Below are 23,057 nucleotides of genomic sequence, written 5' to 3'. Positions count from 1 at the left end.
ACGCGGCGCTAAACCTCGGCACCGGTTTGCCGTCGCGCGTGCGGGGGTACCGGCCGGGCCACCCGGCGTAACCGGTGCCGGCCGCCACCAGGGAGCGGTGATGACCACGACGAACCCGGACGCCCCGGCCGCCGACCCGCCGGTGTCCGCGCTACCCGGCCGGATCCGGCAGCTGCACTGGTCGACGTGGCGCGGTGTGCTGGTCCGCAGCGGCCGCAACTACGTCCAGGACAACTGCACCGACTGGGCCGCCGCGCTCACCTACTACGGCGTGCTCGCGCTCTTCCCCTCCACCGTCGTGGTGGTCGCCCTGGTGGGGCTGGTCTCCGACGGGGAACGCACCGTCGACACCATGCTCGACCTGGCCCGGGACGTCGGCGCGGGGTCCGTGGTGGCCAACGAGAGCTTCGTCGGCGTGGTCCGGGGCGTGGTGGAGCAGAACAGTTCGGCCGGGGTACTGCTCAGCTTCGGTCTGCTCGGCGCGCTCTGGTCCGCGTCGAACTTCATCGCCTCGTTCACCCGCGCCTCGAACACCATCTACGGGGTGACCGAGGGGCGGCCGGTGTGGAAGCTGCGGCCGATCCAGATCGGGTTGGCGGCGGTGTCGCTGGTGCTGCTCGCCGTGGTGGCCACCGGTCTGATCGTCAGCGGGCCGGTCGCGGACGCGGTCGGCAACCTGGTGGGCGCCGGAGGTGCGGCCCGTACGGCCTGGTCGGTGGTGAAGTGGCCGGCGCTGGCGATGATCGCGATGCTGCTGATGTCCCTGCTGTTCTGGGTGGCGCCGAACGTGCGCCAGCCCCGGTTCCGGTGGCTCACCCCGGGTGGGGCGGTGGCGCTGGCCACATGGGCGTTGGGCTCCTTCGGCTTCGGCCTCTACGTGGCCAACTTCGGCTCGTACGACACCACGTACGGCAGCCTCGGCGCGGTGATCGCGTTCCTGGTCTGGCTCTACCTGTCCAACTCCGCCCTGCTGCTCGGCGTGCAGATCAACGCGGAGTTGCAGCGGGGACGGGTGATCCAGTCCGGCGTGCGCGACGCCGAGGAGCCGGTATTGCCGCCCCGGTCACCGGCCCCCTCGTGACCCGGCGCCGGTTTACCGCCCACCGGGCCGGGTAGCGCAGAAGGCATGGAACGCGGCAGCAGCAAGCACGCACCGAGAGTCGACGAACAGATGGAGCAGGAGGTCAGCGGCCTGGTCCAGGGGCCGGGGACCGGTGGCTCACGGGTCGACGAGTCCCGGGTGCCGGAGCCTGCGGGCGAGGACCAGCCGGAGACGACCACGGTCGTCGGCGGCGAGACCCGCAGCGGCACGCCGCAGGGCATGACGTCCGGGGACGTGGAGGCTCGCAGCCGGTTGGGACGGTTCATCACGATGACCGCCCTGCCCGGGGACCGGGCGGCCCTGCTCGCCAACGCCCGGGAGAACGAGGCGCCGGACGACCTGCTCGCCGAGTTGGAGCGACTGCCGGAGGGCACCCGGTACCAGACGGTGTCCGAGGTCTGGGCCGCGCTCGGCCACAAGAACGAGACGACGCGCTGGTGAGGATGGCCTTCTGCGGCCACCCCCCGCACCGGCGCAGGAGAGGATCCTGATGAGTGGTGTAACCGAGCACGTCGACGTCTCCGTCCCGATCCGGACGGCGTACGACCAGTGGACACAGTTCGAGGAGTTCCCCCAGTTCATGGAGGGCGTCGAGGAGGTCCGACAGCTCTCCGACACGCTCACCCACTGGACCGTGGAGATCGCCGGCGTCACGCGCGAGTTCGACGCCGAGATCACCGAACAGCTTCCCGACGAGCGGGTCGCCTGGCGCTCGACCGGCGGCACCAAGCACGCCGGGGTGGTCACCTTCCACCGGCTCGACGAGCAGAACAGCCGGGTCACCCTCCAACTGGAGTTCGACCCGCAGGGTGTCGTCGAGCAGGCCGGCGACAAGCTGGGCGTCGTGGACCGCCGGGCAAAGGGTGACCTGCAACGCTTCAAGCAGTTCATCGAGCGACGCGGGCAGGAGACCGGCGCCTGGCGGGGCAGCGTCGACCGACCCCAGCCCTGATCCCTCGCGTACCTCCCGCCACGGCCGCCGCTCACCCCGGCGGCCGTCGCCGTTGTCGGCGCGGGTCGTCGTGCGTCGGCGGGCCGCGCCGCAGGTCTGGGCGCCGCCGGGGGTGCCGTTTGGCGGGTGCGGGTGGGGGTAGGGCGAGGGTATGAGCGACGACAGGGTGTGGCGTGACGAGGAACGGCTGCCGTTGGAGGAGTTGGACCGGGCGGTCGCCCGATCCACGCTCGACGGGCAGTCCGACGACGTGACCGGCAACGACGCCGGTGAGGAGGCCGCGTTCGGCCATGGGCCGGAAGCCGCCGACCGAGGTTCCCAGGTGCCCGGCACCGGGCGCGAGCCGACCGACCCCGACCGCGCGCACCGCCCCTCCACCACCGGACGCACCGGCCCGGACACGCTCTGACACCAGCCCTCGGCCGCCGCCGATCGGGGCGTCACATCGGGGGACAGACGCGTGCAGCGCCTCACGCCCAGGCGACACGCCCATGATCGGCGGCGATTGGGTCAGCCGGACGGGTCGGGATTCGGACGGGTCGGACAGATTCGGCCGTTCGGCTGACGGCAACGCCGCGACAGCGCGCAAGACTTTCGGAATGCATCAGGGCTCCGGCTTCCTCAACCCGCGTCAGCGCCGCCTGGCATGGCTCGGCTTTCTGCTCGCCGCCGCTCAGGCACCCGTCTCCGCACGCTTCACCGAGGACAGCTCCTGGCTGTTCAGCCTCTGCGTCGCGCTGATGGTGGCAACGGTGATCATCGCTGACGACACCGCGCGTCGCCGTCCAGCGGACGCCCGCTCCTCGGAGTAACCACCCGCACCCGGGCTCGGTGGACTGACCGCCCTCACCCGGCCTCCTGCGGGCGGGCCTCGTGACCCGCGCGACCACGGGTACGACGTCGCTCCTTCATCTCCGCCTCGTACAGGTGCCGCCGGCCCCCGACCAGTTCGTCGCGAGCCGTCCGGTCCAGGTCCTGGAAGAGCGCGTAGTACCCGTCGTCGAAGTCCTCGACGATCTGGAACGTCCAGCGACCCGCGATCACGTTCCGACCCACCAACTCGTCGGCGATCCGGTCGGCGATGGTGCCGTGCCCGGCCGAGCGGAACATCCGCACCGCCTCGTCCAGCATCAGGTCGGCGTGACCGATGAGCTGGTGCATCGAGTAGAGCTGGCCACGGGCGCGCTCCACGCACTCCAGCGCCTCGCTGAGCTTGCCGAGCGCCGCCACCGTGTCGTCACTCACACCGGCCGGTCGCCGGTGCCCCTCGTCGGGCCTGTCGGTGGTGTCCATTCGTGCCTCCCTGCTGCCGCCACTGCCCGTCTGACCGGGCGACCGGTCGGGTCCGGGTGTCCGGCACGACGACCGGCCGACCCCCGCACCAGCCGAGCGGCCGAGGTCACCGCCGGTCCGAGTTGGCTAGATTCGTTCCCCATGCGCGTGCCGTCGAACCGGGTTCGGACCCATACCACCGTCGAGGAAAACCGGTCGGCGCTGATGGCGCTCGCCACCACGCTGGGGCTCGACGGGCTGGCCGCCGCCGCTGCCCTGCCCGGTCTGCTCGCCGTGGTCGACCAGCACGCCGCCGCGGTGCGGGACAGTCTGCACGGCGACGACACCCCGCTGACCGCCGCCGCGCTGGCCGGCTACGCGGAGGGGCTGCGCGCCGCCGCCGACGAGCACGGCTGGCAGCCGCCGGCCACCCCGGTGGAGTGGGCCGAGGCGGACTGGGTGCTGGTGCGACTGCTCGCCGTCTGCGCGCTGATCGTCACGCTGGACACCCCGGCACCGCAGCCGCCCCCGCTGTGACGCGAACGGGTGCCCGCCGTGCGGCGGACACCCGTCACCCTTCGCGTACGGTCACCGACCGAACTGCTGGGTCTCGTCACCCGAGTTCCCGGACTGGTACGTACCCCGTCCCCCGGACATCGACGACTCCTGCCCCATCGACGTCGGCTGGGTACGCTGGCCCGACCGGTCGGCCATCTGCCGCTGCATGTCGCTGCGTCCGGCCTGGGCGCCCTGCCGCTGTTCGCGGACGGCCCGCGACTCCTCCGCGATCCGGTGGAGCCAGCCGTCCCAGCGGTTCTGCATGGGCTTGACCAGACCACCGCCCACGCCGACGATCAGGATGCCGGCCACCGTGGCGAGCACCGCGATCAGGACCGGAGTGGTGACGGTGGTGGCGATACCCACCTGGTTCAGGGCCGCGATGACGCCGAGCGCGATGATGAAGACCGCCGTCAGGTCGGCCAGCACCCGCCCGTACGACAGACCGCCCAGCGCCCCGCTGACGAGGTCCCGTACCGCGTTCGCGATCGCCGCGGCGATCACCACGATCACGATCGCCACGAAGGCTCGGGGCAGCCAGGCCACCACACCGCCGATCAGGTTGCTGATCGCGTTCGGACCCCAGACGCCGAAGGCGAACTGAAGCGTGAACAGCAGTACGGCGTAGTACGCCAGGCGGGCCAGGATGTCACTGGCGTCGTACCTGGTCCGTTCGAGCGCGCGCTTGATGCCGCCCCGTTCGACCGCGCGATCGAACCCCACCCGTTCCAGGACCGTATCAACGATCTTGAGCACGGCTCTGGCGATGAGCCATCCGACCACCAGGATCGCGATGAACGCGATGGCCCTCGGTACGAACAGCAGCACCGACCTCCACATGTCGGCCACAGCGTCACCGATGTTGACCTGCCTGGCCGCCAGGGTTTCCGGCATGATGTCCCTCCTGTCGCATGGACTGCCCCGCGCGCTTACCCCAACGTCGGGACTGCACGCCGGGCAGGTCACCTGCTTTTTCCCGACACATCCCGACAGAACGGCCCTGACCTGCCCTGATGTACCGGCCCGAAGCACCGGGCGCATGATCGGAAACACGGGTCGAGGGGGCGGGCTAGGCTGCGGGCATGCCAGGAACGGTCGGGCGAGTCCCCACGCCAGCAGGCCAGGCGCCCCGCGCGCCGGTGCCGCGCGCCGCGACCGTCGTCGGCCACCACGAGTGGGGTGCCACGGTGCTGGGCACCCGCGAGTCCTGGGACCCGGCGGTCCGCGCCGCCGTGGAGGTGATGCTCGGCTCACCCGCACCGATGGCGCTCTACCTCGGCGACGAGTTGCTGCTGCTCTACAACGACGCGTACGCCGAGCTGATCGGCGACCGGCACCCGCAGGCCGTGGGGCGGCCGGCGGCCGAGGTCTTCGACGAGGTGTGGCGGCTGCCCGGTGTCGGAGACGTCGTCGAGCACACCTACCGCACCGGTGAGCCCTTCCTGGAGAAGGAGGCACCCCTCCCGCTGCGCTCCGACGGACTCGACCCGTCCGTCTACATCTGGGCCTGCTCGACCGTCCGCGACAGCCGGGGCCGCATCGCCGGGGTGCTGTCGGTGGTTGCCGAGACCAGCCCGGCGACCCGCCAGTTGCAGGGGCTCAGCGAGTTCGCGGCGGCGCTCTCCGGCACGCTGACCCTCGACGACGTGGCCCGGGTCGCGCTGCGGTACGCGCTCGCCTCGTTCGACGCCGACCGGGTCTCGTTCGCCGTCGACGACGGGGGCGGTGGAGGCGGCTGGCGGCTGGTCCGCCGGGTCCGGGGCGAGCTGGTGGACGAGGCGGACGAACGGCTGCCCCCGCTGTGGCGGCGCGGACCGGCGGACTGGCCGGCACCGGCGGCACTCAGCGCGCGTACCGGCCAATCCCACTTCGTCGACGACGGCGAGCCGCTGCGCGACACCGCCGCCGACCGGCACGACCAGCGGGTCCGTGCCCTGGCGGCGATACCGCTGCGGGCGTCCGGGGTACGCGGCGCGCTCACCGTCGGCTACCGCACCCCGCACGCCTGGACCGCGCCGGAACAGGCGTTGCTGGCCGCGTCGGCCGAGCTGGTCGGGCAGGCGACCGAGCGTGCCCGCCGCTTCGAGACCCAGCACGGCACCGCCCAGCTACTCCAGCGCAGCATGTTGCCGGAGAACCTGCCCAGCCTGCCGCTGCTGCGGATCGCCGCCCGCTACGACCCGGGCGTCGACGGCAACGCCGCCGGTGGCGACTTCTACGACGCGTTCGTGTTGCCCACCGGCGACCTGGGGGTGGTGCTCGGCGACGTGGCCGGGCACGACGTGCAGGCCGCCGCCCGGATGGGGCAGGTCCGCGCCGCGCTGCGGGCGCTGGCGCTCAACGACCCGCGTCCGGACCAGGTGCTCGCCGGGCTCGACCGCCTGGTCAGCAGCCTCGGGTCCGAGACCGGCACGTACGAGCTGTTCGTGACCGTGGCGTTCGGTGTGATCGACGTGGCACGGGAGCAGCTCACTCTGGCCAGCGCCGGCCACCCGGCACCGCTGGTGCGCCGCTGCGCGCCGGGGGGCAAGGCACGGGCCGTCTACGTGGACGTGCCGACCGGCGCGCCGCTGGGCATCGGCTACCGCCCGGCCACCGGCACCGTCGCGTTCTCCCCCGGCGACACCCTGCTGCTGTTCAGCGATGGCGTGGTGGAACGGCGACGGCAGGGGTTGTCGCACGGTCTCGCCCGCCTGGCGGAGTCGGTGGCCGCCGCACCCAGCGGTGACCCGAGGGCGTTGTGCGCCGCCGCCACCGCCTCGGTCCCCGGTGCCACCGAGGACGACGTCGCCGTCCTGGCCGTCGAGTACGCGCTGCGGCCGAGCCGGTCGGCGCGGATGGAGGTGCCGGCCGAGCCGACCGCGCCGAGCCGGGTCCGGCACTGGATGACCGCACTGCTCACCGAGTGGCGGGTGGCCGAGTCGGTGATCGGCGCGGCGGTGCTCTGCACCAGCGAGCTGACCACCAACGCCCTGCTGCACGCCGGCACCGAGGCCCTGGTCGAGATCGACCTCAGCCCGGAGCGCCTGCTCGTCTCGGTGGCCGACTCCGGATCCCGGGGCACGGTGACCCGGGCCCGCACCGACACGCTGAGCAGCCGTGGCCGGGGGTTGGGCCTGATCGAGGAGCTGACCGACGCCTGGGGCACCGACCCCACCGTGCGCGGCTCGACCGTCTGGTTCGAGATCCTCCTCCCGCCCGACTGACCGCCCCGCCCTCCGGGGCAGACCCACCGGCCTGCCCGTCAGGTCAGACGCTGGACCAGGGCGCGACCGAGGTCGCGGCCGGAACGCCAGGCGGTCTGCACCCGGGACTCGCCGAAGGCGTCCCCGGCCAGCCCGATCCCGTCGCCGTCGAGGTGGAACCCGGTGTCGGCCCCGGAGATGGGCTTGGCGTACGTCCAGCGGTGCACGTGCACGTGCTCGGCCCGGTCGGAGAGCGCGAGCAGGTCGCGGACGGCCGCCTCGACGGCCGACGCGGCGCCGGTGGGTTGGGCGAGATGACCGGCGGCGAACTCCGGCGTGGTGTGCGCCACCAGCACCGGCGCGCCGTCACCGCGCCGGTCGCCGTCGTCGCACACCAGACTGAGCAGCGGATGGTCGTTGACGAAGGCGCCCCGGAAGTCCGCCCAGCGTCGGGTCGGGAAGCGCAGCACGGCGGAGAGTGTCGGTGCCCAACGCTGTCGTCCGGCGGCCTCGGTGGCGTCGGCCAGGGCCGGGTCGAGCAGCAGCGCCGCCTGCGGGCCCGGCATCGCCAGGACCACCGCCGCGCACTCGGTGCCGTCGACGGACGGGCCGGCCTCGACGCCGAGCACCAGCCGGTTCACCACCACGGGCAGGTCGCGGGCCAGGTGCTCGACGAGTGACCGCAGTCCCCGGGGGGCGGCCCAGCGCGGCGGCCCGGTGACCTGCCGTCGACCCGTGCGGTCGTAGGAGACGAAGGTGTCGGTCCACTCGCGGGCCAGGCCGGCGTCCTCCCACTCGCGGACCACCTCGGCGAAGTCGGGATCACTCACCGTCAGGTAGGCGGCGCCCAGGTCGGCGGGGCGGCCGTCGAAGCGTTTGCTGGCCATCCGTCCGCCGGCCACCCGACCGCGTTCGCGGATCTCCACCGGCACCCCGGCACGCGCCAGTTCCCCGGCGCAGGCGACGCCCGCGATCCCCGCTCCGACCACCACGACACCCGCACGATCCAGACCCATCCGGTGATCGTATTCGCGAGCCGGCCCTCCTGGCGGCTACCGAGCGGTGCCCGTCGATCCTCCCGATACTTCCGGAAGGTCTTCACAAGTTCGCAACCGGCCCGTACCTTGGCGGACATGTGGGAGCGCTTCCAAGCACTGTCTTCGATGCATCCGAGGAGCAGTACATGAGAACCAGAGGCACGTATGCCGTGGTCGGCGCCGTCGCGACGGCACTGACCGTGGTCGCCACCGTCGGCGTGGGCGCATTGCGTCCCGCGCCCGCAGCCGCCGCCGACTCCGTGTTCTACGTCGATCCGGACACCAGCGCCGCCCGCTGGGTGGCCGCCAACCCGAACGACTCCAAGGCCGCCGTGATCCGGGACCGGATCGCCAGCGTCCCGCAGCCGCGCTGGTACACCACCACCAACACCTCGACCGTACGCGCGGAGGTCAGCTCCTTCGTCAACGCCGCCGCCAACGCCGGCAAGATCCCGATCCTGGTGGTCTACAACATCCCCAACCGCGACTGCAGCAACCACAGCGGCGGCGGCGCGCCCAACCACTCCGCCTACCGGCAGTGGGTGGACCAGGTCGCCGCCGGGCTCGGCGGTCGGCCCGCCACGATCATCCTGGAGCCCGACGTGCTCCCGATCATGACGAGCTGCATGAACGCCAGTCAGCAGGCCGAGGTCCGGGCCTCCATGGCGTACGCCGGCAAGGCGCTCAAGGCCGGCTCGTCAGCGGCGAAGGTCTACTTCGACATCGGCCACGGCGGATGGCTCGCGCCCAGCGAGGCAGCCGCTCGACTGAACGCGGCGGACGTCGCCAACAGCGCCGACGGCATCTCGGTCAACGTGTCGAACTACCGCCGCACCGCCGACGAGGTCTCGTACGCCAAGCAGATCATCCAGGCCACCGGCAACTCCCGCCTCAAGGCGGTCATCGACACCAGCCGCAACGGCAACGGCCCGGCCGGCTCGGAGTGGTGCGACCCGCCGGGGCGGGCGATCGGCACGCCGAGCACCACCGCCACCGGCGACTCGGCGATCGACGCGTTCCTCTGGGTGAAGCTGCCCGGCGAGGCCGACGGCTGTATCGCCGCCGCCGGACAGTTCGTGCCCCAGCGGGCGTACGACCTGGCGGTCGCGGCCGGCCCCCCGCCGACCACCACCCCGCCGACGACGACCCCGCCGACCACCACTCCCCCCACCACCACGCCGCCGACCACGCCGCCCCCGTCCAACCCGCCCGCCGGCAGCTGCGCGGTGACGTTCACCCCGAACACGTGGGCCGGCGGCTTCACCGCCGAGATCCGGGTCACCAACCGCAGCGTGGCGCTCACCGGCTGGACGCTCGCCTTCAACGCCGGCTCCGGCGTACGGCTGAGCAACGGCTGGAACGGCACCTGGAGCCAGTCCGGTGACCGCATCGAGGTCCGCAACGTCGCGTACAACGGCAACGTGCCCGTCGGCGGCACGATCAGCGTGGGCTTCCAGGGCACCTTCAGCGGCAGCAGCCTGCCGACGCCCGGCCCCTTCACCCTGAACGGCGGCACCTGCGCCTGATCGGGCGCCCCCCGTACCCGCACCGGGCCTTCGGGCTCCACCACCAGCACCGGGCCTCCGGCCAGCACCGCAGCAGCGGTGGCCGGGGGCCCGGTCGCCTGCCCGGGCTCGGTCGGTACCGGATCCGCCTCGGGCGTTACCGCTCGCCTCCGGCGGGAACGCGACCGGAGACGAAGGAGGAGACCCATGACCACACGATCGAACCCCTCGGCGTGGCAACCCGGCGTGACCGGCGGCGGCACCCTCCCTTCCGGTCCCGGAGGCCGCACCGCGGCACCCGCTGGCGACGGGCACGGCCCGCAGGCCGGCCCGCCGACCGTGACGCTCGGCGCGTATCCGGACTATCCGTCCGCACAGCGCGTCGTGGACTATCTGGCCGACAACCGCTTCCCGGTCGAACGGACCGCCATCGTCGGCACCGACCTCACCCTGGTGGAGACGGTGCTCGGCCGGCTGACCACGGCCCGGGCTGCGCTCATCGGCGCCGGCACCGGCGCCTGGCTCGGGCTCTTCATCGGCCTGCTGTTCGGCATCTTCACGGTCGGCAACTGGCTGGCCGTGCTCCTCGTCGGCCTGGTCATCGGTGCCGTCTGGGGTGCCGTGTTCGGTGGGGTCGCGCATGCCATGACCGGCGGCAAGCGAGACTTCACCTCGGCCAGCTCGCTGCGGGCCAACCAGTACGCGGTCACCGTCGAGGCGGACATGGCCGAACCGGCCCGACAGCTCGTGGGCCGGCTGCACCTGGGCGGTCGCGCGGCACAGCCGGCGACCTGACCTGCACGTGGCCCACGGGCGGGAACTCTCCCGCCCGTGGGCCAGCACCTGATCCGCGAGACTCTGTATCCGCCTGCTGGCGCGCTACAGCGGCGGACCAGCCGAGCGAGTGAGCGGACGCCTCGAAGACCGCACGCAACGGCGGCAGGTGGGGAGATTTGTTGTCGCTGGAGCGACAACAAATCTCCCCACCTGCTCGCTGCCAAGCAATACCGCGCAAAGCGGGCCGCGATTCGAACGCGGGAAAGCGGCGGACCGAGTCTCCGGTGGTGGCAAGCCCAACCGACCACGCTGCGGGAGCAGGCCCACCGCGCACCTGGTGCGGTGTCCGGGAACGTTGGCGGTGCCGCGGCGAGGTCCGGGCGGCGGTCCGAACAGGACCGCCGCCCGGAGTCCGCGGCCGTTCCCCGGCCGCGGACCGGGACGGGCGCTGCCCGAACAGATTGGTCAGGGCCGGTCGCCCTGGCCGCCGGTGTGCGGCACCCGCTCCGCCGGGACGACCCCGAGCCGACCGGCCTGGTAGTCCTCGAACGCCTGGATCAGCTCGTCCCGGCTGTTCATCACGAACGGGCCGTACTGGGCCACCGGCTCCCGGATCGGCTGCCCGCCCATGATGTAGAGGTCCAGCGTCGGGGTGCGGCTGTCCTGCCGGGCGTTGGCCTTGAACCGCAACGCGTCGCCCGGCCCGTGCACCGCGAGTTGCCCGGTGCGGACGCCACGTCCGTTCGCGCCGACCGTGCCCCGGCCGCCCAGGACGTACACCAGGGCGTTGAAGTCCGGCCGCCAGGGCAGGTCGACCTGCGCGCCGGGCTCCACCGTCACGTGGGCGACGGTGATCGGCGTGTACGTCGACCCGGGCCCCTGGTGCCCGGCGATCTCACCGGCGATCACCCGGACCAGCGCGCCGCCGTCCGGCGTGGTGACCAGTGCCGCCTGGTTGCCCCGGATGTCCTGGTATTTCGGTGGGCTCATCTTGGCCACCTTGGGCAGGTTGACCCAGAGCTGCGTGCCGTGGAACAGCCCACCGCTGACCACCAGGTGCTCCGGCGGCGCCTCGATGTGCAGCAGGCCACTGCCCGCCGTCATCCACTGGGTGTCGCCGTTGGTGATGGTGCCGCCGCCACCGTGGCTGTCCTGGTGGTCGAAGATCCCGTCGATGATGTACGTGACGGTCTCGAAGCCGCGGTGCGGGTGCCAACTGGTCCCCTTCGGCTCGCCCGGCGCGTACTCCACCTCGCCCATCTGGTCGAGGTGGAGGAACGGGTCCAGCTCGGTGGTGGGTACCCCGGCGAAGGCCCGCCGCACCGGGAAGCCCTCGCCCTCGAAGCCGCTGGGCGCGGTGGTCAGCCGGCGGACCGGTCGGATGACGGTGGTGGACTCGTCGAGCTTCGGCAGGCGGGGCAGGACGAGGACGTTGTCGACGGTGATGGCGGGCATCGGAAGCTCCTTCAGCTCTCGCGGGGGGCGGCGCCGGCGGTGCCCTGCAGCCGCTGGCCGAGTCGGGTGAAGACCGTGGTCAGGCAGGCGATCTCGGCGTCGTCGAGGTCGTCCATCAGGTGGGTACGGACCGAGCGCAGGTGGTGCGGGGCGGCCTCGCGCAGCGCCAACAGCCCGGCGGCGGTGAGCACCGCCTCGCTGCCGCGCCCGTCGTCCGGACAGGGTTGCCGGGTGACCAGGCCGCGTCGCTGCATGGACGAGACCTGGTAGGTCAGTCGGCTGGGCGAGAAGACCAGTCGACCGGCGAGCTCGCCCATCCGCAGCCGCTGCCCCGGGGCCTCGGCGAGCAGCACCAGCACGTGGTAGTCGGCGAAGCTCAGCTCGCTGGCGGCCCGCAGGTCGTCCTCCAGCCGGGTGAACAACCGCTGACTGGCCTCGATGTACGCCCGCCAGGCGACGAGTCGCACCTCGCTCAGGCTCTCGGTCATGACGCCACGGTAGCACGTACTCAAAATTTGAACAATCACGCCCGAGCAGCGCCGCCCGCATCACGCCGCACTGGCGGAAGAGGTGGTCAAATTTTGAATCGACACCGCGGAGGACCTCGCCGACCATGAAGTAGTGGCGAGGTTTTTGGGCGCTTGTGTGCCTTGTATCGCTACCACAAGTCCAAGATCGTGGGGGCAGACCCGTGCGGTTGTGCGAGACTTTCGCGTCGTGGAACTGACCGCCTCCGGCCTGCTGCTGCGCCCCTGGAACACCACGGACGCGCCCGCCGTGCTGGCCGCGTGGCACGACCCGGCGATCGCCCTGTGGAACCCGCAGGGCGACGCGTTCGACCTCGACGCCGCCCGCCAGTGGGTGCGATGGCGGGCGGACTGGTCGCAGGGCACCCACGTCTCGTTGGCGGTGGCCGACCCGACCCGGCCGGAGATCATGCTGGGTTCGGTGTCGCTGCACCGCATCCACGGCGGTGACGCCTCGATCGGCTACTGGACGGTCGCCGCCGCCCGCCGGCGGGGCCTCGCCTCGGCGGCGGTCAGCCGGCTCACCGAGTGGGCCTTCCGCGATCTGGGCCTGCACCGCATCGAGCTGTGTCACGCGGTGGCCAACCCGGCCTCCTGCCGGGTCGCCGAACGCGCCGGGTATCCGTTCGAGGGCACGCTGCGCCAGTCACACCGCTACGGCGACGGCCGCCGCCACGACGAGCACCTGCACGCCCGCCTCGCCACCGACTGATCCCGCTCCGGCGGGCGACGCGCCGACCGGGTCAGGAGACGGCGAAGATGCCGGCCACGCCCAGCAGGACCATCACCAGCACGGCCACCAGCGCCCCCCGCTCGCTCTCCACCGCCTGCTCACGGTGCTCGGTCACGGAGTTCGTCGTCTCGCCGGACATGGTGCGGCCTCCTCGCTGCTCGGACCGGGACCGGGCGCACGCCTGCGGCACCGACGGCCGGCGGAGCGAACCCGATCCGGGATGGTGAGGCCGGGACGGCCTCCGGGCGGCACGTCTGACGCGCACGACGGTTCCCCGGCGCACCGGGGCGTACCGACCCGCGACTGGCTTACCCACCTGGACCAGAGGAAACCCGAAGAAGACCCGGATTCTCAGCCGATGGACGGCACGACGGACGCTCAGCCGAGCGCGGGCAGGGGGCGTTCCGCGTGGGGCACGTCCGTCACCCCGGACCCCGGAGCATCGAGCACGGTCAGACCGCCCGGGTACGCGAACGACGCCCGTGGGGAGTAGTAGCCCCAGCCGATGGTGAGCGGGTTCTCCGGCCGCAGCGCGTAGACCGGGTGGTCGGGGTCCAGGAATTCCACCGACTCGATCTCGAAGGAGGTGGTGGGCTCGGCGACGACCGGATAGATGCTGCTGACCAGCCGGCCGTGCAGTGACGTGACGTACCGGTGGTGACCGTTGTGCACGGCGTGTCCGGTCTCACCGGCACGCACCCGGGCCCGGATCACCGGCGCGCCGTCGATGGTGGTCTCGGTCACCAGTTCGTGGCCGTTCGCGGCGATGGAGGTGTCACCGGCCGACGCGGGAGCACCCCGACCGAGGGCGTACCGGCGGACCAGTTCGCTGGAGGTCACGTAGTGGGTCCACCAGCCACCCGGGGTCACCCCGTCGGGGGCATCCACGCCGGCCAGGGTCACCCCGAGATAGGTCAGCGAGTACGAGCCGAAGCCGGAGGTCTGGCTCGCGTCGTCCACCACGTACTGGTTCATGAAGACCTGGCCACCGGGATGCGGTCGCAGCCCGGTCGGGACGAGTGCCGCCACCGCGCCCGGATCCGCCGGCAGCCAGCTGAAGTACAGCGTCCGGCAGTTCACGACGAGTTGGGGCACCGCGGGGTCGAGCACAACACCTCCGGTCGACAGTCCCCCGCGACGCTATGCCGGGTCCCACGGACGGGACAAGGACGGATAGGCGACAGTCGTCGGCCCGACCCGTCGGCGTCTCCCCCGATCGGCGACGTCGGACCTCCGCCCGTTCATGCCGGGACGGGGGACGACCGATCAGGGATCAGCCGAACCGGCCGGTCGAGATCACGGATCGCCTTCGGATCCGGTGGCACTTCATAGACGAATGGCCGGTTGAGACCGTTTCATGCCTAGAAGTAACTTAAGTACATCGTCCGTTCGGCTAGATTTCTGCGGCACCATCAGGCTAAGGTGACTCCCGAACGGACTAGCAAGCTCTAAACCAAAGCGTCACGTCTTTATCCGCGGACGAGGTGCAGGGAGGACCACCATGACCGCGCTCACCGAAACGGCGACTGCCCCGGCGCCCACCGCACCGAAGCTCGACCCGCGTTCGCTCTCCGACAGCGCCACCGACCTACTCAACGCGATGGCCGCGCTGCCGGCCGGGCACCCGTCCCGGGCCGCGCTGCGCGACCGGGCGATCGAGGCCTGGCTGCCGCTGGCGAACCACCTCGCGCACCGCTACAGCGGACGCGGGGAGCCCACCGACGACCTGGCCCAGACCGCCGCCGTCGGCCTCATCAAGGCCATCGACAAGTTCGACCCGACCCGGGGCGTCGACTTCGCCGGCTACGCGATCCCCACGATCATCGGCGAGCTCAAGCGGCACTTCCGCGACCGCACCTGGGACATCCGCGTCCCCCGGCGGCTCCAGGAACTGCGGCTGGCCATCTCCGACGCCAACAGCTCGCTGCTGCAGACCCTGGGTCGCTCGCCGACGGTGGCCGACATCGCCAGCCACCTCAAGCTCACCGAGGAAGAGGTCCTGGAGGGCCTGGAGGGTGCCCGCGCCTACAACGCGGTGTCGCTGTCCACCCCGACCGGTGACGGCGACCGGGCGACCGAGCTGGGCGACATGCTCGGCGGCGAGGACAGCGAGTTCGAGCTGGCCGAGCTGCGGGTGGCCCTCGGGCCGGCGCTGGCCACTCTGGACGAGCGCGAGCAGAAGATCCTCACGCTGCGCTTCTACGGCAACCTCACCCAGTCGCAGATCGCCGAGCAGATCGGCGTCTCGCAGATGCACGTGTCCCGGCTGCTGGCCCGGGCGCTGACGAAGCTGCGGGGGCAGCTCGACGGCACGTACTAAGAGGGGGTGGCGACGGTGGCCGGGCCTGCGAGGACCCGGCCACCGTCGTGTCCGCCGCCACCGTCTCGGCCCGTCGGCCCTCGCGGGCCGGCGCCCGCGTCGTCGATCCGGTGGCGGCGGACGACTCAGGTGACGGACGGCTCCCGCCACATCGGCCAGAACGGCGTCTCGTCGGGCAGCCGGAACGGCTCCGACACCCGGTAACCGTGCCGCGCATAGAGGTCACGGCCGATCTCGCTGCTCGCCTCCAGATAGGCCGGCACACCGTTGGCGTCCAGCCACGCGTGATGGTGCCGCAGCAGCGTCGACCCCACCCCCTGTCCCTGGCGATCCGGCCGGACGGCCAGCAGCGCCAGGTGATGGTGGTCCCGATGCGGGTGGTGGGTGGCGAACAACTCGTCCAGGTGCACGAAGCGCGGCGTCCACTCCCCGCAGGCGGCGACCAGCCGGGCGTCGTAGTCCTCCGGCGGCGGCAGCGGCTCACCGACCGACGGCAGCCAGACCGCCACACCGGCGCGGTCCGCCGTGCCGAACACCAGCCCGTGCCGCATGGCGTGCGCCACGATGATCTCGAAATTCCCGGCCAGCACCGCCTCCCGCTTGGCCTCGTCCGGGACCAGCCACCGGGTGGCGTCCAGGACCAGGAAGGACTCGGCGATGCGCTCGGCCACCCAGCGGGTGTCGGCCTCCCCGAGGCGCGAGACGGTCGTCACGCTCATCGCCGCACCTCCGCCTCGACCCGCGACGGCGGGACCGCCACCGCGGCGGCGCTCTCCGCGCCCAGGCCGATCCGGGCGTACGTGTCGGGTCGGCTGCTGCGCAACGTCATCCCCCACAGCGCGCCGAGCAGCGCGGCCACCGGGTACACCGCCGGGAAGGCCCAGCGCAGCGGGGAGTCGGGCTCGACGCCGAGCAGGTTCGCGAAGTTCTGCACCGCCAGCACGATGATGACGGTCAGCGCGATCGCCGCGATCCCGGGTGCGACCAGCCGCCGCCAGAGCGTCTCCTGCTCGGCGTTGCGGGCGAAGTAGACGATGATGGCGAGGGCGGTGGTCGCGATCAGCAGCAGCACACCGAAGCCGCCGCTGGTGCCCAGCCAGAAGAACAGTTGCAGGACCGGGTCCCAGCCGTTGAACGCGTACAGCAGGATCACCACCAGTCCGAGCGCGCTCTGCGCCAGCGAGGCGGCCTGCGGCGCGCCGGTCGTCGGCGAGGTACGCCCGAACACCGCCGGCAGCACCCGCTCACGGCCCAGCGCGAAGGCGTACCGCGCGGTGGTGTTGTGGAACGAGATCATCGCGGCCAGCACCGAGGTCAGGAAGAGTGCCTGGCCGATGGTGAGGACGGTGTCCCCCAGGTGCGCGCCGGCCAGGTTGAAGATCAGCTCGACGCTCTGGGCGTTGGCCTCCTCGACGATCCGGTCCGGGCCGACGGCCACCGTCATGCTCCACGACGAGAGGGCGTAGATGACCGCGATGATCGCCACCGACAGGTAGGTGGCCATCGGTACGGTCCGCTGCGGGTCCTTGCTCTCCTCGCTGAACACCACCGCCGCCTCGAAGCCGACGAAGCCGAGGATGGCCAGCACCAGCACCGCGCCCAGGCCGGGTACGAAGAAGTTGTCCGGCGAGAACGCCGCGAAGCTGACGCTGCCGCCCGCCGGGTTGCCCAACTGGCCGAGGTCGAACAGCACGATGACGGCGATCTCGGCGCAGAGCAGCGCGGCCAGCACCATGCCGTTGATGTCCACCCGCAGCAGCCCGAGCAGGCCGACCAGCGCCCAGGCCAGCAGCGCAACGATCCACCACTGTGGCGTCACGCCGAACAGCCGGTCCAGCACCGGTGCCGCCGCCGCGCCGATGGTGCCGTAGAGCCCGACCTGGAGGGCGTTGTACGCGATCAGCGCCACCCAGGCCGCGCCCACCCCGGCCGGTCGGCCCAGCCCCCGGGCCACGTACGCGTAGAAGGCGCCGGCGTTGGCCGTCCGGCGGGCCATCGCCACGTAGCCGGCGGAGAAGAGCGCCAGCACGGCGGCGACCGCCAGGAAGGCCAGCGGGATGCCGAGCACCCCGACGACGCCGTAGCCGGTGGTGACCACACCAGCCACCACGGTCAGCGGCGCCGCGGCGGAGAGCACGAAGAAGATCACCGAGGGCACTCCGAGGCGGCCACGGGCCAGTGCCTCGGAGACGTTGCTCGATCGTGGGGGTGTCACTGTCGAGGACATGACTGCTCCGGATGTCAGGGAGGGGAAGGGGTGTTACCGCCTCAGGGGAGACCGCGCAGCACGGCCGCGCCCACGGCGGCCTCGGTCTGTCCGACGAGTTCCTTCAGCGGAGCCGGCAGGGCCGGAATGATCAGGTTGAGCCGGTGGTGGGCGCGCGGACCGGCGCTCCACAACACCTCACGGGTCAGCCCGGCGGCCGCGACCAGCCCGAGCAGCAGCGCGTCGGGCACGTGGGGCGGGTCCGCGCGTTCCAGCGCGGCGCGCAGCCGGGTGGCGGGCCAGGCCGCGACGTTGAGGTCCGTCGGCACGTACGTGACGCTGGTCCGCAGCAGTCGACGCGTCTCCTGGCGGCGCAGCACCCCGGCCCGCGCCAGCCGCTCCCCCACCGAGGTCACCGCCGTCTGGGCGAGGAAACTGAGCCAGGTCCGCACCGCCTGGTGCTGTTGCTCGCCGATCAACTGGTCGAGCACGGTGTGCGCCAGCGCGTCGGCCGGTGGACGCCGGTCGACCACGGTGACCTGTCCGGCCGCGACCGTCACGTGTCCATAGAGGACCAACTCGCCGAGCAGGCCGGCGGCCAGGCCGAGGCTGGTGGCGGCCGGATGCAGCTTGGCCTTGCCCCGGGTGTCGTTGTGGGCGATCAGGAAGAACTCGTCGGCGATGAGCACTCGTCCCCCCTGGCCGGCCGTCCATAGTGATCGCTAACCGCAGGCAAGAATGCACCGAGCGCAACTGCAACGCAACTCCCGTTTTCGGCAGTTGCACTCCGTGCTGGCGCGACCTGCGAATTTTCCCGTGACAGACTCGGAGGGTGACCGCGAGCCCCACCGTTCGCCGCCGCCGCATCGCCCGGGAACTCCGCCAGTTGCGCGAACGCGCCGGCATGACCCTGGACGTCGCCGCCCGGCAACTGGACATGTCCAAGAGCAACCTGTCCCGCATCGAGAACGCCCAGATCGGCATCAAGCCGCGAGACGTCCGGGCCGCACTGGCGCTGTACCAGGTGACCGGGAACGACGCCGAGGCGCTCATCGAGATCGCCCGGGGCGCCCAGCAACGGGGCTGGTGGCAGCACTACAGCGACGTGCTGCCGGAGTGGTTCGAGTTCTACGTCGGACTGGAGGCCGAGGCGGCCACCCTGCGCACGTACGAGGCGGAGGCGGTGCCGGGGCTGCTGCAGACCGAGGCGTACGCCCGGGAGGTCTATCGGCTCACCGCGGGCGAGGACGACATCGACCGCAAGGTGGCCGCCCGACTGCGCCGACAGGACGTACTGCGCAGCGACGAGCCGGCCGAGTTGTCGGTGGTGCTGAACGAGGCGGCACTACTACGCCCCGTGAGCGAACGGGCCGTGATGGCGGCGCAACTCGCCCACCTGGAAACCACCGCACAGCTACCGAACGTCACCATCCAGGTACTTCCATTCGCGGCCGGCGGCCACCCGGCGATGAACTCGCCGTACGTGATCCTCACGTTTGCCGACGCGGCCGACGCAGCCGTGGTTTACCTGGAAAACCTCTCGACAGGCCTGGCACTGGAAGAGGTCGCGCAGGTGCGCTCGTATAGCCTTGTGCACGAGAGGCTGCGACGTCTGGCGCTTGATCCAGCGGCGTCTTTGGTGCGCCTGAAGGAAGCTTCTCGTTACTTTACGTGACCGTTCGGCGCGGTCACAGTCGGTATCGACGAAGGGATCGCGATGACCGCGCTCGACCTGTCCCGGGCTAACTGGCGCACCAGTACGCGCAGCGTGGGAAACGGCAACTGCGTCGAGGTCGCCGTCGTCGACGGTCGGGTGGCGGTACGGGACAGCAAGGACCGCCCCGGCCCCGTGCTGACCTTCCCGTCGGCGGCCTGGCACGCCTTCGTCACCGGCGTCGACGCGGTCCGCACCGGCTGAGTCCACCGCCCCTTCGGCCGAGCACGGAACAGACACGTCGGCCATGGGCCGAGAGCCGGTGCGAGACTGGGCCGTGCTCTCCGACGTACCCCTCGACCTGCCGGCCCGTCCGGCGTTGCCGGCGCTGGTGTCGGCGCTGCGCGCGGCGGGGACCGCGATCCTGGTCGCCCCGCCGGGCACCGGCAAGACCACGCTCGCCCCGCTCGCGGTGGCCGAGGCGGTCGCCGGCCGCGTGATCGTCGCCCAGCCCCGGCGGGTGGCCGCCCGCGCTGCCGCCCGGCGGATGGCGACGCTGCTCGGCGAGCGGGTCGGCGACCGGGTCGGCTACGCCGTGCGCGGCGACCGCCGCGTCGGTCCACGGACCCGGGTCGAGGTGGTCACCACCGGGCTGCTGGTCCGCCGGTTGCAGCACGACCCGGAGCTGGCCGGCGTCGGTGCGGTGCTGCTCGACGAGGTCCACGAACGACAGCTCGACGCCGATCTCGCGCTCGCCTTCAGCGTGGAGTCCCGGGCCGCGCTGCGACCGGACCTGTGGCTGCTGGCGATGTCGGCCACGCCGGAGGCGGACCGCTTCGCCGCCCTGCTCGGCGGTGCCACGCCCGCGCCGGTGGTGCGGGCCGCCTCGGCGCTGCACCCGGTGACCCGGGTCTGGGCGCCGCCGGTCCGGCCGGTACCGCCGCCCGGCGCCGGGCCGGTCGACCGGGCGCTGCTCGACCACGTCGCCGCCACCGTCCGGCGGGCACTCGACGAACAGGACGGCGACCTGCTCGTCTTCCTGCCCGGTGTGGGCGAGATAGCGGCCGTCGCGGGCCGCTTGGCCGCCCTGCGCGACCAGGTCGACGTGCTCCGGTTGCACGGCCGCCAGGACGGCGCCGAACAGGACGCGGCGCTGCGTCCGGGACCGCGACGACGGGTGGTGCTGGCCACCGCCGTGGCCGAGAGCAGTCTGACCGTGCCGGGGGTGCGGACCGTGGTGGACGCCGGCCTGTCCCGGGTCGCCCGGCTGGATCTGGCCCGGGGACTGGGCGCGCTGGTCACCGTGGCGGTGTCCCGGGCCGGGGCCACCCAGCGGGCCGGACGGGCCGGTCGCGAGGCACCGGGGCACGTCTACCGCTGCTGGTCACCGGCGACCCACGAGCGGCTGGCGGCCCAACCGGAACCGGAGATCGCCACCGCCGACCTCACCGGCTTCGCCCTCGACCTGGCCGCCTGGGGCACACCGGACGGCACCGGACTCGCGCTGCCGGATCCGCCCCCGGTGGCGGCGATGACGGTGGCCCGGGAGACGCTGGGCACGCTCGGGGCCCTCGACCCGGACGGCCGGATCACCGCGCGGGGACGCGCGATCGCCGCCACCGGGGCGCATCCCCGGCTGGCCCGGGCCCTGCTCGACGGTGCCGCCCGGGTGGGCGCCCGGCGCGCCGCCGAGGTGGTCGCACTGCTCGCCGAGGAGTCCGTCGCCGGTGCCGGGGACGACCTCGCCGCCGCCTGGCGTCGACTGCGCGACGGCGTCGAGCCGGGTGCCACCGCCCGCTGGCGGACCGAGGTACGCCGACTGCGTACCGCCCTGCCGACCGGCACCGCCGAGGACCCCGCCGGGAAGGCCCTGCCCGACGATCTGGCCGCCGGGTTGCTGGTCGGGTTGGCGTACCCGGAACGGTTGGGCCGGGTACGCCGGGCGGGCGGCTCGGCGTACCTGATGAGTGGCGGGACCGCGGCGGAGCTGGCACCGGGGTCGTCGCTGGCCGGCGCCGGCTGGCTGGCCGTCGCGGTGGCGGACCGGGCGCCCGGTGCTCCGGCCGCGCGAATCCGGCGGGCGGCGGTGCTGGACGAGGCGACCGCCCGCGAGGTCGGTGCGGTGCTGCTGCGGACCGACCGGGAGGTCGGCTGGTCGGGCGGGGACGTGGTGGCCCGGGAGGTGGTCCGCCTGGGCGCCATCGAGCTGGTCGACCGGCCGCTGTCCCGGCCCGGACCGGCGGAGGTCGCCGCCGCCCTGCTGGCCGGGTTGCGGGACGTCGGCCTCGACCTGCTGACCTGGACGCCGGCGGCGCGGACGCTGCGCGACCGGATGGCGTTCTGCCGACACGCGCTCGGCGACGAGTGGCCGGACGTCACCGACGAGGCGCTGCTGGCCGGCGCGCCGAACTGGCTGGGGCCCGAGCTGGCCGGTGCCCGGCGCCGGGCCGACCTGGCCCGGATCGAGGTGGCCGGTGCGCTGCGCCGGCTGCTGCCCTGGTCACTCGCGGGACGGTTGGACGAGCTGGCACCCGAGCGGATCGCCGTGCCGAGCGGCTCCCGGATCCGGGTGGACTACACCGACCCGGCCGCGCCGGTGCTGGCGGTCCGGCTCCAGGAGACCTTCGGCTGGGCGCAGGCACCTCGCGTCGGCGGCGGTCGGGTGCCGGTGCTGCTGCACCTGCTCTCACCGGCGGGCCGGCCGGTGGCGGTCACCGCCGACCTGGCCTCGTTCTGGCGCACCGGCTACCGGCAGGTGCGCGCCGAACTGCGCGGGCGGTATCCCCGGCATCCCTGGCCGGAGGACCCGACCACGGCCGCACCCACCCGCCGCGTCGGACGCGGCTGACGTGAAAGGAAGGGTCCCCTGCTAACGCCTGGTGCATAGCAGGGGACCCTTCCTAACACCCGGCAAACGCCGCGCCCACCCGGCAAACGCCGCGCCCACCCGTCGGCTGGACGCGGCGACGGGTCGGGGTGCGGCTGCGCGTCAGGGCTCGTCGACGATGTCCGCGATGACCACGGTGATGTTGTCCGGGCCGCCGGCGCGCAACGCCAGGTCGATGAGCTTGCGGGCGCACACCTCCCGGTCCGGGTGGGCCGGGAGCACCTCGGCCAGGGTCTCGGCACGGACGACGTTGGACAGTCCGTCGCTGCACAGCAGCCAGCGGTCGCCGTGTCGGGGCAGCATCGTGGCGTAGGTCGGGGAGACCTCGTCGCCCTGCAGGGCCTGGGTGACCACGGCCCGACGGGGATGGCTGCCGGCCTGGTCCGGTGTGATCACCCCCTGGTCGACGAGCATCTGCACGAACGTGTCGTCCCGGGTGATCTGCTTGAGCACGCCGTCGCGGAACAGGTACGCCCGGGAGTCGCCCACGTGGGCCAGCGCCAGGCAGCTCCCGGTACGCGCGAAGAGCAGCGCGGTCAGCGTCGTACCCATCCCCTGCCGTTGCGGGTCCTCGGCCACCGCCTGCCGGATCCGGGTGGTGGCCGACTGGATGCCGTCCTGCAACGCGGCGACGAGCGCGTGCTCGGGTATCTCCACGTCCAGCGGCGCCACCGCCTCGATGGCGATGGCGCTGGCCAGGTCGCCCGCAGCCATCCCGCCCATGCCGTCGGCGACGGCCACCAGCCAGGTCCCGGCGTGCAACGCGTCCTGGTTGCCGCTGCGGATCAGCCCACGGTCGCTCGCCCCCGCGGAACGCAGCTTCAGGGTCATGGGACGCAGCCTGCCAGGAGAAGGCCTCCGTTGTCTCTAGGAGATCAGGACGGCCG

The 23,057-nt window shown here is 72.6% G+C and carries 25 protein-coding genes; 14 read left to right on the top strand and 11 right to left on the bottom strand.

Features of this window, described 5'->3' with window-relative positions; all coding sequences use genetic code 11:
* Positions 1 to 100: 100 nt before the first annotated feature.
* From ACFYTT_RS14945 to ACFYTT_RS14925, 5 genes are all read left to right on the top strand, one after another.
* On the top strand, positions 101 to 1,081 hold the full coding sequence (locus ACFYTT_RS14945) for a YihY/virulence factor BrkB family protein (RefSeq protein ID WP_176093244.1): 981 nt from the start codon (positions 101 to 103) through the stop codon (positions 1,079 to 1,081).
* Between the two features lie 45 nt (positions 1,082 to 1,126).
* Positions 1,127 to 1,543, top strand: coding sequence for a DUF2795 domain-containing protein (locus tag ACFYTT_RS14940; protein ID WP_176093243.1), 417 nt, complete (start codon positions 1,127 to 1,129; stop codon positions 1,541 to 1,543).
* Positions 1,544 to 1,592: 49 nt separating this feature from the next.
* A complete protein-coding gene (locus ACFYTT_RS14935; protein WP_176093242.1) occupies positions 1,593 to 2,054 on the top strand; it encodes an SRPBCC family protein in 462 nt (153 codons plus the stop codon).
* A 151-nt stretch (positions 2,055 to 2,205) separates the two neighbouring features.
* Complete coding sequence (locus ACFYTT_RS14930) at positions 2,206 to 2,463, top strand: hypothetical protein (RefSeq protein ID WP_131052393.1); 258 nt, start codon at positions 2,206 to 2,208, stop codon at positions 2,461 to 2,463.
* Positions 2,464 to 2,653: 190 nt separating this feature from the next.
* The gene (locus ACFYTT_RS14925) at positions 2,654 to 2,866 is read left to right on the top strand and encodes a hypothetical protein (protein WP_131052394.1); all 213 of its coding nucleotides are present in this window, start codon (positions 2,654 to 2,656) and stop codon (positions 2,864 to 2,866) included.
* A 34-nt stretch (positions 2,867 to 2,900) separates the two neighbouring features.
* Here ACFYTT_RS14925 and ACFYTT_RS14920 read toward each other — a convergent pair whose 3' ends face one another.
* A complete protein-coding gene (locus tag ACFYTT_RS14920) occupies positions 2,901 to 3,347 on the bottom strand; it encodes a hypothetical protein (protein WP_176093241.1) in 447 nt (148 codons plus the stop codon).
* 141 nt (positions 3,348 to 3,488) lie between these two features.
* On the opposite strand from ACFYTT_RS14920, the gene ACFYTT_RS14915 reads away from it, so the two are divergent.
* Positions 3,489 to 3,863 (top strand): DUF6401 family natural product biosynthesis protein, encoded by a 375-nt coding sequence (locus ACFYTT_RS14915; RefSeq protein ID WP_131052396.1) that lies wholly within the window; start codon positions 3,489 to 3,491, stop codon positions 3,861 to 3,863.
* A 51-nt stretch (positions 3,864 to 3,914) separates the two neighbouring features.
* Here ACFYTT_RS14915 and ACFYTT_RS14910 read toward each other — a convergent pair whose 3' ends face one another.
* A complete protein-coding gene (locus ACFYTT_RS14910) occupies positions 3,915 to 4,778 on the bottom strand; it encodes a hypothetical protein (RefSeq protein WP_176093240.1) in 864 nt (287 codons plus the stop codon).
* Between the two features lie 188 nt (positions 4,779 to 4,966).
* Between ACFYTT_RS14910 and ACFYTT_RS14905 the strand changes: the two genes are divergently transcribed.
* Complete coding sequence (locus tag ACFYTT_RS14905) at positions 4,967 to 7,090, top strand: SpoIIE family protein phosphatase (RefSeq protein ID WP_387259528.1); 2,124 nt, start codon at positions 4,967 to 4,969, stop codon at positions 7,088 to 7,090.
* A gap of 38 nt (positions 7,091 to 7,128) precedes the next feature.
* Here ACFYTT_RS14905 and ACFYTT_RS14900 read toward each other — a convergent pair whose 3' ends face one another.
* Positions 7,129 to 8,085 (bottom strand): NAD(P)/FAD-dependent oxidoreductase, encoded by a 957-nt coding sequence (locus tag ACFYTT_RS14900; protein ID WP_387259525.1) that lies wholly within the window; start codon positions 8,083 to 8,085, stop codon positions 7,129 to 7,131.
* 167 nt (positions 8,086 to 8,252) lie between these two features.
* Here ACFYTT_RS14900 and ACFYTT_RS14895 point away from each other — a divergent pair, with 167 nt between their 5' ends.
* Together ACFYTT_RS14895 and ACFYTT_RS14890 are read left to right on the top strand one after the other, a co-directional pair.
* A complete protein-coding gene (locus ACFYTT_RS14895; RefSeq protein WP_131052400.1) occupies positions 8,253 to 9,632 on the top strand; it encodes a glycoside hydrolase family 6 protein in 1,380 nt (459 codons plus the stop codon).
* Between the two features lie 186 nt (positions 9,633 to 9,818).
* Positions 9,819 to 10,406: a general stress protein gene (locus ACFYTT_RS14890; RefSeq protein ID WP_176093238.1), complete on the top strand. Its 588-nt coding sequence runs from the start codon at positions 9,819 to 9,821 to the stop codon at positions 10,404 to 10,406.
* A gap of 447 nt (positions 10,407 to 10,853) precedes the next feature.
* On the opposite strand, the gene ACFYTT_RS14885 is transcribed toward ACFYTT_RS14890, so the two are convergent.
* Positions 10,854 to 11,843 carry a pirin family protein gene (locus ACFYTT_RS14885; RefSeq protein ID WP_131052402.1) on the bottom strand — a complete coding sequence of 330 codons (990 nt, stop codon included), beginning with the start codon at positions 11,841 to 11,843 and terminating at the stop codon, positions 10,854 to 10,856.
* A gap of 11 nt (positions 11,844 to 11,854) precedes the next feature.
* Positions 11,855 to 12,331, bottom strand: a complete 477-nt coding sequence (locus ACFYTT_RS14880; RefSeq protein WP_176093237.1) for a MarR family winged helix-turn-helix transcriptional regulator — start codon at positions 12,329 to 12,331, stop codon at positions 11,855 to 11,857.
* Between the two features lie 229 nt (positions 12,332 to 12,560).
* Here ACFYTT_RS14880 and ACFYTT_RS14875 point away from each other — a divergent pair, with 229 nt between their 5' ends.
* Positions 12,561 to 13,082 carry a GNAT family N-acetyltransferase gene (locus ACFYTT_RS14875; protein WP_254876770.1) on the top strand — a complete coding sequence of 174 codons (522 nt, stop codon included), beginning with the start codon at positions 12,561 to 12,563 and terminating at the stop codon, positions 13,080 to 13,082.
* A gap of 31 nt (positions 13,083 to 13,113) precedes the next feature.
* Here the strand turns inward: ACFYTT_RS14875 and ACFYTT_RS14870 are convergent, their stop codons facing one another.
* Complete coding sequence (locus ACFYTT_RS14870) at positions 13,114 to 13,242, bottom strand: hypothetical protein (protein ID WP_255446600.1); 129 nt, start codon at positions 13,240 to 13,242, stop codon at positions 13,114 to 13,116.
* A gap of 239 nt (positions 13,243 to 13,481) precedes the next feature.
* Positions 13,482 to 14,213, bottom strand: coding sequence for a hypothetical protein (locus ACFYTT_RS14865; protein WP_176093235.1), 732 nt, complete (start codon positions 14,211 to 14,213; stop codon positions 13,482 to 13,484).
* A gap of 391 nt (positions 14,214 to 14,604) precedes the next feature.
* Here ACFYTT_RS14865 and ACFYTT_RS14860 point away from each other — a divergent pair, with 391 nt between their 5' ends.
* Positions 14,605 to 15,423: a SigB/SigF/SigG family RNA polymerase sigma factor gene (locus tag ACFYTT_RS14860; protein WP_131052406.1), complete on the top strand. Its 819-nt coding sequence runs from the start codon at positions 14,605 to 14,607 to the stop codon at positions 15,421 to 15,423.
* Positions 15,424 to 15,548: 125 nt separating this feature from the next.
* On the opposite strand, the gene ACFYTT_RS14855 is transcribed toward ACFYTT_RS14860, so the two are convergent.
* Genes ACFYTT_RS14855 through ACFYTT_RS14845 form a run of 3 tightly spaced genes read right to left on the bottom strand, consistent with a single transcriptional unit; the run spans position 15,549 to position 18,318 of the window.
* Entirely contained in the window at positions 15,549 to 16,142 is a 594-nt protein-coding gene (locus tag ACFYTT_RS14855) for an N-acetyltransferase (RefSeq protein ID WP_131052407.1), read from the bottom strand.
* Positions 16,139 to 17,650: an APC family permease gene (locus ACFYTT_RS14850; RefSeq protein WP_387259517.1), complete on the bottom strand. Its 1,512-nt coding sequence runs from the start codon at positions 17,648 to 17,650 to the stop codon at positions 16,139 to 16,141. The genes ACFYTT_RS14855 and ACFYTT_RS14850 overlap by 4 nt, the downstream gene beginning before the upstream one ends.
* A gap of 41 nt (positions 17,651 to 17,691) precedes the next feature.
* Complete coding sequence (locus tag ACFYTT_RS14845; protein ID WP_131052409.1) at positions 17,692 to 18,318, bottom strand: GPP34 family phosphoprotein; 627 nt, start codon at positions 18,316 to 18,318, stop codon at positions 17,692 to 17,694.
* Positions 18,319 to 18,461: 143 nt separating this feature from the next.
* Here ACFYTT_RS14845 and ACFYTT_RS14840 point away from each other — a divergent pair, with 143 nt between their 5' ends.
* From ACFYTT_RS14840 to hrpB, 3 genes are all read left to right on the top strand, one after another.
* Entirely contained in the window at positions 18,462 to 19,304 is an 843-nt protein-coding gene (locus ACFYTT_RS14840) for a helix-turn-helix transcriptional regulator (protein WP_131052410.1), read from the top strand.
* A 42-nt stretch (positions 19,305 to 19,346) separates the two neighbouring features.
* Positions 19,347 to 19,547, top strand: a complete 201-nt coding sequence (locus ACFYTT_RS14835; protein WP_176093234.1) for a DUF397 domain-containing protein — start codon at positions 19,347 to 19,349, stop codon at positions 19,545 to 19,547.
* Between the two features lie 73 nt (positions 19,548 to 19,620).
* Positions 19,621 to 22,131 (top strand): ATP-dependent helicase HrpB, encoded by a 2,511-nt coding sequence (gene hrpB / locus ACFYTT_RS14830; RefSeq protein ID WP_387259788.1) that lies wholly within the window; start codon positions 19,621 to 19,623, stop codon positions 22,129 to 22,131.
* A gap of 141 nt (positions 22,132 to 22,272) precedes the next feature.
* Here the strand turns inward: hrpB and ACFYTT_RS14825 are convergent, their stop codons facing one another.
* The gene (locus ACFYTT_RS14825) at positions 22,273 to 23,001 is read right to left on the bottom strand and encodes a PP2C family serine/threonine-protein phosphatase (RefSeq protein WP_131054571.1); all 729 of its coding nucleotides are present in this window, start codon (positions 22,999 to 23,001) and stop codon (positions 22,273 to 22,275) included.
* Positions 23,002 to 23,057 lie beyond the last annotated feature (56 nt).

This window comes from Micromonospora sp. NPDC003816, from assembly GCF_042874705.1.
Classification (GTDB): domain Bacteria; phylum Actinomycetota; class Actinomycetes; order Mycobacteriales; family Micromonosporaceae; genus Micromonospora.
The sequence above is the reverse complement of the archived record's forward strand: the minus strand, read 5'-3'. Positions and strand labels throughout refer to the sequence as shown.

What these genes read in the sequence shown, in the direction of transcription:
- ACFYTT_RS14880 (WP_176093237.1), bottom strand. Translation starts at nt 12,331, where the DNA reads ATGACCGAGAGCCTGAGCGAGGTGCGACTCGTCGCCTGGCGGGCGTAC.
- ACFYTT_RS14910 (WP_176093240.1), bottom strand. Translation starts at nt 4,778, where the DNA reads ATGCCGGAAACCCTGGCGGCCAGGCAGGTCAACATCGGTGACGCTGTG.
- ACFYTT_RS14905 (WP_387259528.1), top strand. Translation starts at nt 4,967, where the DNA reads ATGCCAGGAACGGTCGGGCGAGTCCCCACGCCAGCAGGCCAGGCGCCC.
- ACFYTT_RS14850 (WP_387259517.1), bottom strand. Translation starts at nt 17,650, where the DNA reads ATGTCCTCGACAGTGACACCCCCACGATCGAGCAACGTCTCCGAGGCA.
- ACFYTT_RS14900 (WP_387259525.1), bottom strand. Translation starts at nt 8,085, where the DNA reads ATGGGTCTGGATCGTGCGGGTGTCGTGGTGGTCGGAGCGGGGATCGCG.
- ACFYTT_RS14860 (WP_131052406.1), top strand. Translation starts at nt 14,605, where the DNA reads ATGACCGCGCTCACCGAAACGGCGACTGCCCCGGCGCCCACCGCACCG.
- ACFYTT_RS14890 (WP_176093238.1), top strand. Translation starts at nt 9,819, where the DNA reads ATGACCACACGATCGAACCCCTCGGCGTGGCAACCCGGCGTGACCGGC.
- ACFYTT_RS14945 (WP_176093244.1), top strand. Translation starts at nt 101, where the DNA reads ATGACCACGACGAACCCGGACGCCCCGGCCGCCGACCCGCCGGTGTCC.
- ACFYTT_RS14855 (WP_131052407.1), bottom strand. Translation starts at nt 16,142, where the DNA reads ATGAGCGTGACGACCGTCTCGCGCCTCGGGGAGGCCGACACCCGCTGG.
- ACFYTT_RS14870 (WP_255446600.1), bottom strand. Translation starts at nt 13,242, where the DNA reads ATGTCCGGCGAGACGACGAACTCCGTGACCGAGCACCGTGAGCAGGCG.
- ACFYTT_RS14915 (WP_131052396.1), top strand. Translation starts at nt 3,489, where the DNA reads ATGCGCGTGCCGTCGAACCGGGTTCGGACCCATACCACCGTCGAGGAA.
- ACFYTT_RS14885 (WP_131052402.1), bottom strand. Translation starts at nt 11,843, where the DNA reads ATGCCCGCCATCACCGTCGACAACGTCCTCGTCCTGCCCCGCCTGCCG.
- ACFYTT_RS14895 (WP_131052400.1), top strand. Translation starts at nt 8,253, where the DNA reads ATGAGAACCAGAGGCACGTATGCCGTGGTCGGCGCCGTCGCGACGGCA.
- ACFYTT_RS14930 (WP_131052393.1), top strand. Translation starts at nt 2,206, where the DNA reads ATGAGCGACGACAGGGTGTGGCGTGACGAGGAACGGCTGCCGTTGGAG.
- ACFYTT_RS14940 (WP_176093243.1), top strand. Translation starts at nt 1,127, where the DNA reads ATGGAACGCGGCAGCAGCAAGCACGCACCGAGAGTCGACGAACAGATG.
- ACFYTT_RS14935 (WP_176093242.1), top strand. Translation starts at nt 1,593, where the DNA reads ATGAGTGGTGTAACCGAGCACGTCGACGTCTCCGTCCCGATCCGGACG.
- ACFYTT_RS14925 (WP_131052394.1), top strand. Translation starts at nt 2,654, where the DNA reads ATGCATCAGGGCTCCGGCTTCCTCAACCCGCGTCAGCGCCGCCTGGCA.
- ACFYTT_RS14920 (WP_176093241.1), bottom strand. Translation starts at nt 3,347, where the DNA reads ATGGACACCACCGACAGGCCCGACGAGGGGCACCGGCGACCGGCCGGT.
- ACFYTT_RS14835 (WP_176093234.1), top strand. Translation starts at nt 19,347, where the DNA reads ATGACCGCGCTCGACCTGTCCCGGGCTAACTGGCGCACCAGTACGCGC.
- ACFYTT_RS14825 (WP_131054571.1), bottom strand. Translation starts at nt 23,001, where the DNA reads ATGACCCTGAAGCTGCGTTCCGCGGGGGCGAGCGACCGTGGGCTGATC.